This window comes from Polaribacter atrinae, assembly GCF_038023995.1.
Lineage (GTDB): Bacteria > Bacteroidota > Bacteroidia > Flavobacteriales > Flavobacteriaceae > Polaribacter > Polaribacter atrinae.
The window spans coordinates 3,217,216-3,232,592 of the sequence record NZ_CP150660.1 but is presented as its reverse complement, the minus strand read 5'-3'; the positions used below and the strand labels follow the sequence as shown (position 1 = coordinate 3,232,592).

13 protein-coding genes are annotated in these 15,377 nt (G+C 30.9%); 7 read left to right on the top strand and 6 right to left on the bottom strand.

The genetic code is table 11. The annotated features are described in order from the left end of the window. The first annotated feature begins 67 nt into the window (after window positions 1–67). The 3 genes from WG945_RS14080 (at window position 68) to WG945_RS14070 (ending at window position 4,460) form a co-directional block, all read left to right on the top strand. A complete protein-coding gene (locus WG945_RS14080; protein ID WP_068449596.1) occupies window positions 68–952 on the top strand; it encodes a sterol desaturase family protein in 885 nt (294 codons plus the stop codon). Between the two features lie 38 nt (window positions 953–990). Further along, a complete protein-coding gene (locus WG945_RS14075; RefSeq protein ID WP_068449595.1) occupies window positions 991–3,084 on the top strand; it encodes a S46 family peptidase in 2,094 nt (697 codons plus the stop codon). Between the two features lie 179 nt (window positions 3,085–3,263). Beyond that, complete coding sequence (locus WG945_RS14070) at window positions 3,264–4,460, top strand: IS256 family transposase (protein ID WP_038527458.1); 1,197 nt, start codon at window positions 3,264–3,266, stop codon at window positions 4,458–4,460. Between the two features lie 71 nt (window positions 4,461–4,531). Here WG945_RS14070 and WG945_RS14065 read toward each other — a convergent pair whose 3' ends face one another. The 6 genes from WG945_RS14065 to WG945_RS14040 form a co-directional block, all read right to left on the bottom strand. After that, window positions 4,532–5,263: a metallophosphoesterase family protein gene (locus tag WG945_RS14065; protein ID WP_068450968.1), complete on the bottom strand. Its 732-nt coding sequence runs from the start codon at window positions 5,261–5,263 to the stop codon at window positions 4,532–4,534. Window positions 5,264–5,332: 69 nt separating this feature from the next. Further along, window positions 5,333–6,367, bottom strand: a complete 1,035-nt coding sequence (locus WG945_RS14060; RefSeq protein ID WP_317039193.1) for an outer membrane protein assembly factor — start codon at window positions 6,365–6,367, stop codon at window positions 5,333–5,335. A 237-nt stretch (window positions 6,368–6,604) separates the two neighbouring features. Continuing rightward, window positions 6,605–8,008 (bottom strand): hypothetical protein, encoded by a 1,404-nt coding sequence (locus WG945_RS14055; protein ID WP_068450970.1) that lies wholly within the window; start codon window positions 8,006–8,008, stop codon window positions 6,605–6,607. 6 nt (window positions 8,009–8,014) lie between these two features. Further along, entirely contained in the window at window positions 8,015–8,848 is an 834-nt protein-coding gene (locus WG945_RS14050; RefSeq protein ID WP_068450972.1) for a universal stress protein, read from the bottom strand. Between the two features lie 78 nt (window positions 8,849–8,926). Then, a complete protein-coding gene (locus WG945_RS14045; RefSeq protein ID WP_068450975.1) occupies window positions 8,927–9,931 on the bottom strand; it encodes a glycoside hydrolase family 113 in 1,005 nt (334 codons plus the stop codon). 23 nt (window positions 9,932–9,954) lie between these two features. Then, a complete protein-coding gene (locus WG945_RS14040; RefSeq protein WP_068450982.1) occupies window positions 9,955–10,824 on the bottom strand; it encodes a hypothetical protein in 870 nt (289 codons plus the stop codon). A gap of 167 nt (window positions 10,825–10,991) precedes the next feature. Between WG945_RS14040 and WG945_RS14035 the strand changes: the two genes are divergently transcribed. The 4 genes from WG945_RS14035 (at window position 10,992) to WG945_RS14020 (ending at window position 15,325) form a co-directional block, all read left to right on the top strand. Beyond that, window positions 10,992–12,338, top strand: a complete 1,347-nt coding sequence (locus WG945_RS14035; protein WP_068450985.1) for an NAD(P)/FAD-dependent oxidoreductase — start codon at window positions 10,992–10,994, stop codon at window positions 12,336–12,338. A gap of 61 nt (window positions 12,339–12,399) precedes the next feature. Next, window positions 12,400–14,022 carry a 4Fe-4S binding protein gene (locus WG945_RS14030; RefSeq protein WP_068450988.1) on the top strand — a complete coding sequence of 541 codons (1,623 nt, stop codon included), beginning with the start codon at window positions 12,400–12,402 and terminating at the stop codon, window positions 14,020–14,022. Window positions 14,023–14,156: 134 nt separating this feature from the next. Then, window positions 14,157–14,549 carry a hypothetical protein gene (locus WG945_RS14025; protein WP_231874680.1) on the top strand — a complete coding sequence of 131 codons (393 nt, stop codon included), beginning with the start codon at window positions 14,157–14,159 and terminating at the stop codon, window positions 14,547–14,549. 80 nt (window positions 14,550–14,629) lie between these two features. After that, window positions 14,630–15,325 carry a glycosyltransferase family 2 protein gene (locus WG945_RS14020; protein ID WP_068450991.1) on the top strand — a complete coding sequence of 232 codons (696 nt, stop codon included), beginning with the start codon at window positions 14,630–14,632 and terminating at the stop codon, window positions 15,323–15,325. Window positions 15,326–15,377 lie beyond the last annotated feature (52 nt).

Here is a 15,377-nt window from a genome sequence, read left to right as displayed (position 1 = left end):
TTCGGGTTAGTTTTTAAATTAAAAATAGACTTCTTATAAACGATGTTGCAAATGCCATCTTTAGATTATGAACAAATACTTAGACATCATAAAAAATTCTTATTCCGATTATTGGAATTACGTAAAACAGTCCGTTTTAATGGAACTCAATTGGGAAAACTATTTCTACGGATTAATCATTATTTCACTAGTTGTTTGGGCATTAGAAGCTATTTTTCCTTGGCGAAAAAATCAATCATTATTTAGAAAAGACTTTTGGCTAGACACGTTTTATATGTTCTTCAATTTCTTTTTATTGAATTTAATTGTACTCATTGCTTTATCAAATTCGGCTGCACAATTGTTTAATGATTTCTTAGGAATTGTAGGTCTATCAATTGCTAATTTTCAATTATTAGAAATTAATAAACTACCCTTTTTTGCACGAATTTTTATCTTTTTTATTGTGGTTGATTTTGTACAGTGGTGGACACACAGACTGTTACATACTTTCGAATTTCTTTGGAATTTTCACAAAGTACATCACTCAGTAAAAGAAATGGGCTTTGCCGCACACTTACGTTATCACTGGATGGAACCTGTAGTTTACAGTTCTTTAAAATACATTCCGTTAGCCATTATTGGAGGATTTTCAGCAAAAGATGTTGCTATTGTCCACTTTTTTAACATTTTTATAGGGCATTTAAACCACGCAAATATTAATTGGGATTATGGTTGGTTAAAATATATTTTAAACAACCCTAAAATGCACATTTGGCATCACGTAAAAGAACTGCCAGAAGACAGAAAAAATGGCGTAAACTTCGGAATTACATTAAGTATTTGGGATTATATTTTTAAAACAAACTACATTCCGTATTCTGGCAGAGACATAGAATTGGGCTTTGAAGGAGATGAAGAATTTCCAAAAAATTTCATCGAACAAGAAATATATCCTTTAGGTAAAAAGTAACCCTTTTTGTATCTTTATCCCTTTATAAAATAATACATATGAAATATATTAAAATACTATTTTTACTCCTTTCTGTACAAGTATTTGCACAACAAGGTGGTATGTGGATTCCCTCTCTTTTAGAAGGAATGAACGAACAAGAAATGACTTCTTTAGGAAGTAAATTAACAGCAAAAGACATTTACGATGTTAACAATTCTAGCTTAAAAGATGCAATTGGGCATTTTAACGGAGGTTGTACTAGTGAAATTATTTCTCCTAAAGGTTTAATCTTAACAAACCATCATTGTGGTTTTGGTCAAATTCAATCTCATTCTACTTTAGAGAACGATTATTTAAAGGATGGTTTTTGGGCCATGAACTTAGAAGCAGAATTACCAAACCCAGGTTTATATATTGAGTTTATTGTTCGTATAGAAGATGTAACTGACAAAGTTTTAGAAGGCATCAATGATTCTTTAACTGAAAAAGAAAAACAATCTATCATTACAAAAAACGGGAATGCTTTACAAAAAACAATCACCAAAGAAGCTTGGCAACAAACCAAAATAAAATCCTTTTTTCAAGGAAATCAATTCTTTTTATTTGTTACAGAACGTTTTGAGGATATTCGTTTAGTGGGTGCACCACCAACAAATATTGGTAAATTTGGTAGCGACACAGACAACTGGGTTTTCCCTAGACATACTGGAGATTTTTCTATGTTCAGAATTTATGCTGATGCAAATAATCGCCCTGCAAAATACAGTAAAGACAACGTACCTTATACACCAAAACACTTTTTACCAATTTCTTTAGACGGTGTAGAAGAAGGTGATTTTACCTTAGTTTTTGGTTTTCCAGGAACCACAGACGAGTATTTACCTGCAGTTGCAATTAAACACATTACAGAAGAATACAACCCAACAAATATCGCTATTAGAGAAGCTGCCTTAAAGGTTATTGATTCAAAAATGAAAACTAGTGATGAGGTTCGTATTAAATACGCTTCTAAACAAGCTAGAATTGCCAATGCTTGGAAAAAATGGATTGGAGAAAATTTAGGTATTCAAAAAAGTGATGCGGTAGAAAAAAGACAAGCCTTTGAAGCTACTTTTACAAATGCATTAGCAGAAAAAAACTTAACGGAAAAGTATGGAAATATTCTTCCTGAATTTGATCGTTTATATAAAGAGTTTGCTCCTATCAACATCAAAAGAAGAAACTTTATTGAAGTCTTTTTAATAACAAATGAACTGATGACCATGACTTTTAGAGCATATCAGTTTGAGCAAGCGATTAATAAAGATCCAAAGTCTTTTGACAAAGCAAAAGCTGCTATAGAAAGCACTTTAAAAGGCATTCACAAAAATTATGATGTGGGTGTAGACAAAGGTGTGTTCGAAAATGTAATGCCTTTCTATAACGATAACGTTGATGCTAGTATTTATGAAAAAACAGCTTTTACAAATCTAGATACCGCTTTACAATTGTTTGATGGAAAAGCTAAAAAAGTGCTTAAAAACTTGAATAATGATGCTGCATATCAATATGCAAAACCAATGATTGAAGCATTTTATAAGGATTTGAATAGAGAATATCAACTAAAAAATGAACCGATTGTAGCTTTGCAAAAAACCTATATGAAAGCATTGATGGAAGCCTTGCCAAATGCGCGTTATTTTCCGGATGCAAACAGTACTTTACGCGTTACTTACGGACAAGTAAGAGGTTATGCGCCTAGAGATGCCGTTTACTATAATCCTGTTAGTTATTTAGATGGAGTTATTGAAAAATATGTTCCTGGAGATTATGAATTTGATGTTCCAGAAAAATTACGTGAACTTCATAAAACAAAAGATTACGGACAATATGCTGATAAAAATGGTAAAGTTCCGGTTTGTTTTTTAGGTACAAATCACACCACAGGTGGTAACTCTGGAAGTCCTGCAATAGATGCTGAAGGAAACTTAATAGGTTTAAATTTTGATAGAGTTTGGGAAGGTACCATGAGTGATATGAACTACGATCCTGAAATTTGTAGAAACATCATGGTAGATATTAGATATGTATTATTTATTGTTGATAAATATGCAGGAGCTACTCATTTAATTGATGAAATGACAATAGTACATCCAAAGAAAGATAAATAACTAAAGGTATTTAGTTAAAAAATAATTATTTTAAATCCCGAAAGAATCTGTTGATTGTTTCGGGATTTATATTTATGGTCGATAAAGGCAGTATCTCATAAACTGTGTAAGTTTTAAAATCTCAGGTTAAATATTAATCTGAGATTTTTTTATTCATTAATTTTAACTTTTACACACTTATGAAACCAGAAGATTTATTAAACGAAGACTTTTTAAAACAATTCAAGAATGCACCAGAGCTAACATCCTTTTTAGAACAGTTGCACAAACGTGGTATTGAGAAGTTACTAGAAGGGGAACTAGATGCCCATTTAGACTACGATAAGCACAAAAAAAGTAAAGCAGCCAACCTTCGAAATGGTTACACTAAAAAGAAATTAAAATCCGTTTTAGGAGAAACAGAGATTCAAGTTCCTCGAGACCGTGATAGTTCTTTTAATCCTTTAATTGTAAAGAAAAGAGAAAGTACAACAGAAGGCATCGAAAATATTATTATATCGCTTTATGCCAAAGGCATGAGTAACAGTGATATTGAAGAACAAATACGTGAGCTGTACGATTTTAATATTTCTACATCCACTATTTCAAGGATTACAGATAAGATTACAGAAGATGTTATTGCTTGGCGGAACAGGCCTTTGGAGGCCACTTACCTAATTGTTTGGATGGATGGCATCGTATTTAAAGTTAGGGAAAACTCTAAAGTCATAAACAAGACTATTTATATTGCAGTAGGCCTGAGAACAGATGGCAAAAAGGAAGTCCTAGGATTATGGTTAGGTAAAAATGAATCTTCAGCCTTTTGGATGAGTGTTTTAACCGATATTAAAGCTCGAGGAACTCAAGATATACTTATCACAGCTACCGATAATTTAAATGGATTTACGGATACTATTAAAACTATTTTTCCGAAATCAACGACTCAAATTTGTGTTGTGCATCAAATAAGAAATTCGTGTCGTTACGTGGTCTGGAAGGACAAAAAGGAATTTACTCGTGACATGAAGCAAATCTATACTGCTCCTACAAAAGAAGCTGCCAAAGCTGCTTTAAATGACTTCAAAACTAAATGGGATTCTAAATATTCTTACGCCATTAAAAGTTGGGAAAATAATTGGGATGAGCTTACAGTATTCTTTGATTTTCCTATTGAAATAAGAACCATAATCTACACCACAAATCTTATAGAAAACCTAAATGGAAAGATACGGAAATACACAAAAAACAAACTCTCGTTTCCAACCGATGAAGCAGTTATGAAATCCGTGTTTTTAGCTTTGAGAGAAAGCACTAAAAAATGGACCATGCCAATCAGAAATTGGGGAGTGATACTAAATCAATTTTTAGCTATATTTGAAAACAGGATTAAGTTATAAATAACCTAACCCTGAAATTTTGAACTTACACACTTTTTAGGATAGTGTCTCGATAAATAACAAACGTTGTCTTATTTATTTCTACCTTTTTCGTTAGGATACAAACTTGGTAAATTATCACTCTGTACAAACTCTTTGGTTTCTATATTTAAACCAGTCACCTTCCCTTTAAAAGCTGCACCTGTATCAACATTCCAAACATTAGCAATATTCATTGGGTTGGGGTTATTGTAATTGGTTGTTGGCGTGTGACCAATGTATATTTCTTTATAATGTTGTATTCTTTTAGGATAAAATATAGAATCCTTTTCGATTTTACGATCTAATACAAGTAGCATTTCCCACAAAGATCTGTCTAAATAAAATAGCTCTTTAAACTGTTCTTTTTCTACGCCGTGCATAGAAGTAAAACCTGCATGCAAAAACAATCTATTTTCTGTATCTATATAGTACAGTGGCAAATTTTCGAAAAATTCTAGATGTTGTTTTTTATCTTTTTCAGAAAAACTAGCATAGCTCTCCATTGTTTCTTTACCACCATGTAAAAACCAAGAAGGGTTTACATCGTTTGAATCTTTTAACCAATTTGCACACCAAACATCGTGGTTTCCTTTGATAAAAATACAATCAAACTTTTCTGATAAATCAATTAAAAATTGAACAACCTGAGCAGATTCACTCCAACCATCTACATAGTCTCCCATGAAAATAATCTTATCACCATCTTTTAGTTCTAGTTTATTTAAAACCTGAATTAATGCTTTTAATCCACCATGAATATCTCCAATTGCAAAAGTTCTCATCTTAATCTTATTTTTCAGCAAAACTAAGTGTTTATCTTTAAGAAGTAAGAAACTAATATTAAATTTAGATTAAAAATATTGACCTACTCCAAATACCAAACCTCCTTTAGATTGCCCTGGGTTATGAGAAACCCGAAAACCATAATCGATTCTAAAAGTAGCATTGTATATTTTTTTACTGATAAAACGCAAACCAAAACCAGAGTATACTCTAATATTATTACTTTCAAAAAAATCATTTAATTCGCCTCCTGGATTTCTCCAAGAACCAAAATCGGTAAAAACATTGGTCTGAATTGCCAACCAATTTTTATCTAAAATAGTATGTCTATATTCTGTATTCCAAACAAAACTACCTGTTCCTCTATCAACCAAAATACCTACTCCACGCAAGTTTACGTTGTTATCTAAAGCAAATGGCGCAAAAGGTGTTTGCTGATTAGAAGACAAACCAAAACGAACCCTATTGGTCCAATTTCCTTTTTCTCCAAATCTTTTATAGTAGAAAAAATCGTTCCAAGCAATTAAAAAATCTTCTTGAAAAGGATTATTAGAAGTAACATATTGAGCATATAAAACACTCTTAAACCCTTTTACATATTGATAATAGTAATCTAAATTATCATACGTGTACACCAATTTAAATAGTAATTTATCTAAATCTAAATCTCTTGGAACTGAAGGATCTGTTGCCCCTGAGATGTATTGATATTTTTCATTGAAGAAATTTACACCAAAATTAAATTGATATTTTAGGTTGATTTGATACAAGCCTAATGCTTCAAAAGAAATATTGTTATACAAGTAATTTGCAGTTTCGGTGCCAAAATACAAAGGCTCTTCACTTTTCCAATTTTGATGATTGAGTGCTAAGCCCCACTTTTTAGAAAACAAATTAGGTGCTTTAAAATTGATGCCATAAGAATCAAAACCATTATTTTGATAAAAGCCACCAAAGGTGATATTTCTTCCTAAAAAATTATAATCATACAATCCTAATTTATAAGAAAACTGCTGATTTGTTGTTGTCCAAAAATTAACTTCTGGTAGAATGGTAAAGTTTTCCTCTATATTTATAGACACATTAGAAAGATGATCATCCAAAAGAAATACTTGATAATATGCATGCCCTACGGCAGGTAACCTTTTAAAAGAATGATGTCTTTTCTATAGCTGCAGAATCTAATACAACACCTTTTTTTGTTTGTATAATCTTCTGAATAAATGATTCTTTTAGCCTTTTTATCCCTTTAATTTTAACCTCAACAATGGTGTTTTCCTGAGAAAACAGAAAAGAAATTATACATAAAAAAAGACAAAAAAGATTGTTTTTAAAGTTCACTATTCTACCGTAAAAGTTTCTTGAATCATTAAATTAACCCAATGATCATCACTTAAGCCCATTACAGTAATTTTATAATCTTCATTTAAAATTAAGGCTTCTGGAGCTTCAGTATTAATTTCTGATGTTACATTAGAAGTATCATAATACTGAAACATTTTATCTTCTGTAAAAGTACCTGATAAAAAGTTACTATCAGAATCTGTGATAATTTCTAAATACTCAACATTCTCTAAATAAGTTCCGTCCGTCCAAGTAAAATTAGGTAGTAATGTTTCTGGAAATGTAATCTCTAGATCGGTAAGCCATTCTGTAGGCCTTGTTTGGTTTTTAATTTTTACCGGATTAGAAATATGCAATGTTTCATCAATAACATAGGTAATAATACACCAACTTTCTGCATCATCTGTTCTAGAATACCTTCTGAGTTCTCCTCCGTAAACAGCTTCATCTGTTAGCATTTTTCTTCTATAGTTAGAAAAATCATTTTCATCTACCAATGTATTATCGGTTTCATAATATCTCATAGCAGAAGAACCTGTAAAGAAATCATAATAGATGTAAGAAAGACTTTGAGAGCCACTACTACTTGCTGCAAAAGCGAATGCTTTTTCAATAGTTTTTGTGTCATTTAAGGTTACATATTCCTCTAAATTTCTAGGTACAAATGTTTCTTCAATTACAGTATTTACCCAGTAATCATCACTAATTGCCATCATGGTAAAAAGATACTCTGTGTCTTCTACCAAATCATCAGGAGATTCTGAAACATCTATATAGCTTTCTACATTTGCAGTATCAAAATATTGAAATGTTTTATCTAAAGTATACACACCAGAGACAAAACTATCATCATCTACTTCAGAAATTGCTTCAAAATAAATAACATTATCACTCACGCCAAAATCTGACCAAGTGAATTTTGGGTTTAATGTTGTTGGAAATTCTATAGTAACTTCATCCGTCCAACTTGTTGGATTTGTTTCAATTTTTAAACGAATTGGATTAGATTTATGCAATTCACCATCTAACATATAGGTAACCAAACACCAGTTTTCTTCTGACCCAGACCTTGAAAAACGTTTTAGTTTCCCATCAAAAACATTGGTTGCAGTAAGATTTTGTCTTCTGTAATTAGAAAAATCTAGTTGATCTACATTTAGGCTATCTGCTTCATAATATCTAATATCTGTAGCCCTTTCTTCTGGTGCAAAATAAACATACGTTAGAGTTGTACTTCCACTAGCACTTGCTGCATAAGCAAAAACATCTCCTAAATCTGTATTAGTTGAAACATCTATATATTCCTGTAAATTTCTTGGAACAGTGATATCATTATCTTCGGTACACGAAGAGAGGAAAAGTGAAATAAAAACTGTTATCAAAAAATTTTTAATCGTCATGTCTTTCTAAATTTTAATAGTCATAATTGGCAATGTAGAGTGATTTGCAATATCCTCTGCAATACTTCCTGCAAAAATATGAGATAATCCTATTCTACCATGCGTAATTACAGAAATTAAATCTGCTCCTACTGCATTCGAAAAATTAAGAATCCCTTTTTCTATAGTTCTATCGCAAACATAGTTTACATTAATCATTCTATGAACATCTCCTTCTGCTTTCATTAAAAAGTTATTTGCCATTTTTTCCATCTCAGAAGTTGTTTTAAACTCTTCATTAGGCAAGTTCACATATAAAATATGCTTTTTAGCATTTAAAAAATCTAATGTTTCTAACATTCTTTGAAAACCAGGAATACTTTCTTCAGAAAAATCTGTAGCAATTACAATATCTGAAAAATCTGCATTTTCCATTTCATTTTTTATCACTAAAACGGGTAAATTTGCAAATCTTACTACTTTTTCTGTATTAGAGCCTACAAAAAATTCTTTTAGCCCACTTACACCTTCAGATCCCATAATAATTAAATCTGCATTTACTTCTTTACAAATATCATTTATCTCACTAAAAACTTTAAACTGTTTTATGACAGGAACAATCTTTATGCCTTTTAAATAATCTTTAATTAAAAAATCTTTGAACTTTTTTTCTGCTAATTTCAAGAAAAAGAATGCTTTTTCTTGTTGATTATCTTCACTTTCCGTTAAAGAAATCTCTTGTAAATCTAACATATGCAAAGCATAAACAGTTGCATTATACTTCTTTGCTAAAAGTGCTGCCGTTTTTAATGCAAACTCTGAGTGTTTAGAAAAATCTATAGGTACAATTATTTTTTTCATAATAGTGGTTTATGGTTATTACACAAATTTAAATGTTAAGTACAGAAATATATAGGACATTCGTCATGTTTTATATATCTATTTTTGCTGGTATAGTTTTCTAAGAACTAATTCTGCTGGTTTATTTTGAGGGGTAAATCTATTATCATTTACTCCACCAACTTTATCATGTCTATGAAACCATTTCCAAACAAAGCCACCTGCAAACCAATCTTCTTTCCAAAATTGATTGTGTATTGCTTGTAGGCCATTTACTTGTGCTTGTAAATTTACATTGCCCTCTACTCTATTTGCATCCCAAGGTTCTTTTCCTGTATAATCTACACTTCTATACCCAAATTCTGTAAACAGAACAGGTTTATTATATTTTTTCTGCACACTTTTAATTTCCTCTTTATGAAGTTTCCAACCTACTTCTAACTCTTCTACTGTTGGTGATTTTTTATCACTTAACGGAAAATAGGCATCAACACCAATAAAATCCATTTCATCCCAAAAAGGCACACGTTTATATTCATCCCAATTTGCAGCATAGGTTAATTTACCTTTGTATACTTTTTTTATTTCTTTAATTAGATGACTCCAATATTCTGGCCTGTTCATTACAAAACTTTCTAATTCTGTACCAATACAAAGGAGGCTTGCATTGATTTCTTGTGCCGATTTTGCATATCCTAATATAAAGTCTGAATATGATTTTTCTAAAACCGCCCATTTTTCTTCAGAATCCATCTCTATGCGTCCGGTAAACTGACCATGACCAATCCAAATTTGAGGCTTAACCATGATTTTTACATCATTTTTCTGAAATTCGTTTGCATATTGCAATAAGCCACTTCTGGTTTCACCAAACCATTGCCTGCTTGTATTGTGCTGTACTTCTGGTGATGACAAATCTCTAATAAAACCAAAGGGCATCAATGCAACATAATTGCTTTGTGCCCTTAAGACTGAATTTGTATGTGTTGTATCAATTTTATCTCTTGACGCGACAAAACTAAGTCCATTTATTTTTTTCTGTTGGCTATTGCAAGATAACTGAATGAATATCAGCAATAAAAAAAGGAGTTTATATGTTTTCATAAAGCCATAAAAATAGCTTTTAATTAAAATAAAGCTCTTAAACCAATGTTAAAACTTTGTCCTAATCCGGTATCACTTCCTCGAACAAATTTACTGTACAAAGCTTCTATATTTAAGGTGCTGTTTAATTGATATTTCCCTCCAAAACCCAAAGCAGTATAATCTTGTGTAAAATCTCCAAAACGTTGAGAGTGTTGTACAAAGCCTAAAACGGTAGATTTATCTGTTGGAAAATAACTCATAAAAACACCTGGTGCCAATACAAACGTATCATTAGCAAAACTTTCTTCAGAACCAAAATTATACTCTGTTGCTAATTCTGTAAACAATTGCCATTTTCCGCTTGGTAATGTATAATCATAAAAAAATCTATTTTGAAACATATACGCCGTTTGATCTAAATAAACACCGTTCCCATCAGATTCTTCGTTATTAATAGGAATATGAAATGCACTTTGTATAGAGAAATTACCAACACTTTCAATTGGCTGCCATTTTATTGCAGGAGCAAAAGAAGATAACCCTTTTCTAGAGTTAACATCGTTCCCTAAACTAAAAACAGACGTTGCACTTTTACCGTTTATGGTATTAGATCTATATTCTAATAATAAACCAACATTTAAACGGTTATTGTCTGATACTCCTGTAAAAATATCTAAAGTGCTTGTAAAATAGTTTTCTCTTAATTTATCTGCCTTTACTCCTTTTGATGTTCCTTTTGTTTCTGTATATAAACCATTAAAAAACTTAATATCCCATTGCCCTTTATTTAATAACTTAGAAGGGGTATAAGTTTGAACGTTACTTTTAGAGACGTTACCTTCTTGAGCAAAAGCATTTAAGTTTAAGACTAAAACTACTACTAAAATATTTTTTGAGATATAATTTTTCATTTTTTGGTTGATTGTATTTAATTATAAAATATTTCAGATAAGTCTAATCAATTGAAAGATACTTACTAATATTTTTTATTTATAATTATTCTAAATTCAATTAAATTGAAGAATAATAATTAAGTTCTTAACTTTAGCTTCGACATAACCCCAACAATCTATCAACTATGGAACATATTGTAATTATCGGTAACGGAATTTCTGGCGTTACAGCTGCAAGACATATCAGAAAAAATTCTGATCATAAAATAACCATTGTCTCTGCAGAAACAAAATACTTCTTTTCTAGGACCGCACTTATGTATGTATATATGGGGCACATGAAGTTTGAACACACACAACCTTATGAGAATTGGTTTTGGGAGAAAAATAGAATTTCTTTAAAAGAAGGATTCGTAGCAAAAGTAAATACCGATAAAAAGCAATTAGATTTTACAAACGGAGAAACACTTTCTTTTGATCGTTTAATTATTGCAACAGGCTCTAAATCGAATAAATTTGGTTGGCCAGGGCAAGACCTAGAAGGTACTTTAGGTATGTATCATAAACAAGATTTAGAGAAGCTAGAAAAATATGCTCCAGATAATAAAACTTGTAATAGAGCTGTAATTGTTGGTGGTGGATTAATTGGTATAGAATTGGCAGAAATGTTAAGAAGCAGAAAAATACCTGTTACTTTTTTAGTACGTGAAGATAGTTTTTGGAACGGTGTTTTACCTGCGCAAGAATCTGCAATGATTAATGAACATATTAAAGAACATCACATAGATTTACGATTAAGCACCAATTTAAAAGAAATTAAGTCTGATGAAAACGGACGCGTAAAATCTATAATTATAGAAGAAACGGGCGAAGAAATTCCGTGTAACGTTGTTGGGTTAACAGCTGGTGTAACTCCTAATATCGATTTCTTAAAAGAATCTGGTATAAAATTAGGTCGTGGTGTAAAAGTAAATCGTTTTTTAGAAACCAACATTCCTAATATATATGCCATTGGAGATTGTGCAGAACAACACGAAGCTATTGGGCAGCGTAGAAATATAGAAGCTGTTTGGTATACTGGTAGAATGATGGGAGAAACGTTAGCACAAACCATTTGTGGCAATAAAACAGCTTACAAGCCAGGACATTGGTTTAATTCAGCTAAATTTTTAGACATAGAATATCAAACCTATGGTTGGGTTTTTAGCGAAAGAGGGAAACAGGAAAATGAAGCTTACTTTCAATGGCAGCATCCAACGGATAATAAATGTATTACTATTTCTTTTGATAAAAACACCAAAAAATTCTTAGGGATAAATACCTTCGGAATTAGAATGCGTCATGAAGTTTTTGACAAATGGTTAACAGAAAATAAATCTGTTGAATATGTGTTAGAGTTCTTGGCTGATGCTAATTTTGATCCAGAATTTTTCAAATTACATGAAGCAGAAATTGTAGCAAAATTCAATCAAGAAAACAATACAAATATCCAATTAAAAAAGAAAAGTTGGAAAAGAATTTTTAGTATCTAATTGATATTAAGCATCTCAAAAAAAAACTTTCATTAAAAACATATAATACCCCATAATTATTTTGAAACTCATAAAACAAACAGGATTAATTACCTTTCTATTAGGATTAACCTTCTTTATAGGAACCATCTTTACAGGTTCATTTAATTTAACACAACCTGAATTAGACACTTTTATTAAAGAAAAAGGATATAAAAGCGAAATTATAAAAGACGAACTTTCTAAAGCAATCGTTACTGATGAAGCTTTAAATATTTTTCAATTTTCTAGCCGTGTAATTAATGCTTACGAAACCTCTAATAATCATTATGATGCCTTAATTGCTAAATATGATTCAGAGAAAAATTGGGATGCTAAAGGAAAACAATTTCAATATAAAATCTCAGGAAAACCACATAGTATCAGTTTTGAACTGGCAAAAAAATCTGGTAAAGGTTTTGCTGCAGACAACACAGGTTGGGCTTGGTTTTTAACCTTTGGTTTAGGTATAATTGGTGCATTAATGTTTATTGTACCAGATATAATTTTACTTGGCAAACCAGGAATTAAAAATGATGGAATTTTCTTAAGCGCAGTTACCAACCGTGGTTGGATTGGTTGGTTTACTTTTATCTTTTTAGTTACTTTTTATATACTACTTTATTTTTATCCAGATTTTATTGTAAACTGGGTGTATTTAGTAGATCCAATTAGTAAATCCCTTAGCGGAAACCCTTCAGGTCAATGGTTTTTATATGGTTTTTTATACTGTACAGTAATGACTGTTATGGCGGTGAGAATGTATATAAAATACCGTCATAATAAATATCAAATCTTAAGAACTACCTCTGTTTTATTCTTTCAAATTGTATTTGCTTTTTTAATTCCAGAAATTTTAGTTCGTTTTCAAATGCCTTGGTATGATTTTAAAAATGCCTTCCCTTTAGATTACGACTTTTTCTTTAGATGGAATTTAGAAGAACTGCTTGCAAGTGGTGCTTTTGGATTGTTCATTTTAGTTTGGGGAGTTGTTTTAACAATTGTTGTAGTACCAGTTATGGTATATTTCTTCGGAAAAAGATGGTATTGTTCTTGGGTTTGTGGTTGTGGTGGTTTGGCAGAAACACTAGGAGATCCATACAGACAAAACTCTAGTAAAACCTTACTTTCTTGGAGAGTAGAACGTATTGTAATTCACTCTGTATTAGTTTTTGTTTTAGTAATGACCGGTTTTGCTTTGTACACTTTCTTTACTCAAGAAAGTCAAGTTTTAGGTATTAAAACACAAACCATTCAAGATATTTATGGCTTTTTAATAGGTGCTATTTTTGCTGGTGTAATTGGTACCGGTTTCTACCCAATTTTTGGTAATAGAGTTTGGTGTCGTTTTGGTTGTCCGTTGGCTGCATATTTAGGTTTTGTGCAACGTTTTAAATCAAGATTTAGAATTACTACTAATGGCGGACAATGTATTTCTTGTGGAAACTGTTCTACCTATTGTGAGCAAGGAATTGACGTAAGAGCTTACGCGCAAAAAGGAGAAAACATTGTACGTTCTAGTTGTGTTGGTTGTGGTATCTGTTCTGCAGTTTGCCCTAGAGGAGTTTTAAAATTAGAAAACGGACCAGAAGAAGGTAGAATTAATCCTACAGAAATCTTATTAGGAAACGATGTTGACTTAATGGATTTAATGAATAAAAAATAATTAACAGTAAAGTTAGCATTTAGATAACAGCCATAGTTTTGGTACTTGTTATGGTTATCTAAATGCTTTTTTATTAATAAAATCACTAAATTCTAAAACAAAACCCTACAAAACTTAGTGCACTAAAATTAATCATGAAAAAAATTCCCCTCATCTATTTTCTCTTTTTCTCGTTGATGTTTTTCAGTCAGAAACAATATCATAAAGTTTTCTACAAAAACGGACAAATAAAAGAAGAAGGTTGTCAAAACGGTGATAAAAAAACAGCTTTTTGGAAATATTATTATAAAAATGGAAATATTAAAAAAGAAGGTCGTTTTACTGATAATTTAGAAACCAATTATTGGTATTTTTACAGCAAATTTGCAACTAAAGAAAAAGAGGGTCATTTTATTAAGGGCATAAAAACAAATTGGTGGTTATTTTATGATAGTAATGGTGATATTTCCCACAAGTGCCAATTGAAAAATAATCAAAAAAACGGTTATTGTTTAATTTACAAAAAACGAAAGTTGGTAAAAGCATAGAAATATAAAAATGATAAAAAAATACAAGAGTGGACAGACTTTTCATCCTTTAGAAAGGAAAACAGTCTAAATGATTTAAAATGATAGAACCCATAATAAAAGTTATTATTCCCGCTTATAATGAGCAAGACTCCATAACAAATGTTATAAACGATATTCCTAAAATTGTTGATGAGATTATTGTAATAAGCAACAAATCAACTGATAATACAGAGATAAATGCTAAAAATGCAGGAGCTACTGTTTTATCAGAAACAAGAAAAGGGTATGGTTATGCGTGTTTAAAAGGTATGGATTATATTTCTGAGCAAAAAACAAAGCCAGAAATTATTGTATTTTTAGATGGTGATTACTCTGATTATCCAGAACAATTAACAGAAATCATTCATCCTATCTTACACGATCATAAAGATTTTGTTATTGGTTCTCGCGTTAAAGAATTAAGAGAAAGTGGTTCTATGACCCCTCAACAAGTCTTTGGTAATTGGCTTGCAACTTTTTTAATGAAATTATTTTTCGGAGCAAAATTTACAGATTTAGGTCCTTTTAGAGCTATTAAATATGATAAATTATTAGCGCTAAACATGCAAGATAAAACCTATGGTTGGACCGTAGAAATGCAATTAAAGGCATTAAAACAAAAATTAAGTTACGTAGAAATCCCTGTAAAATATAGAAATAGAATAGGCGTTTCTAAAGTATCTGGTACTGTAAAAGGAAGTATCTTTGCAGGAATAAAAATATTAGGTTGGATTTTTAAATACAGTTTCAAATAGTGGTTATAGAATACATTATTATATTTATTTACTCGTTATCGTTATTGCTCAT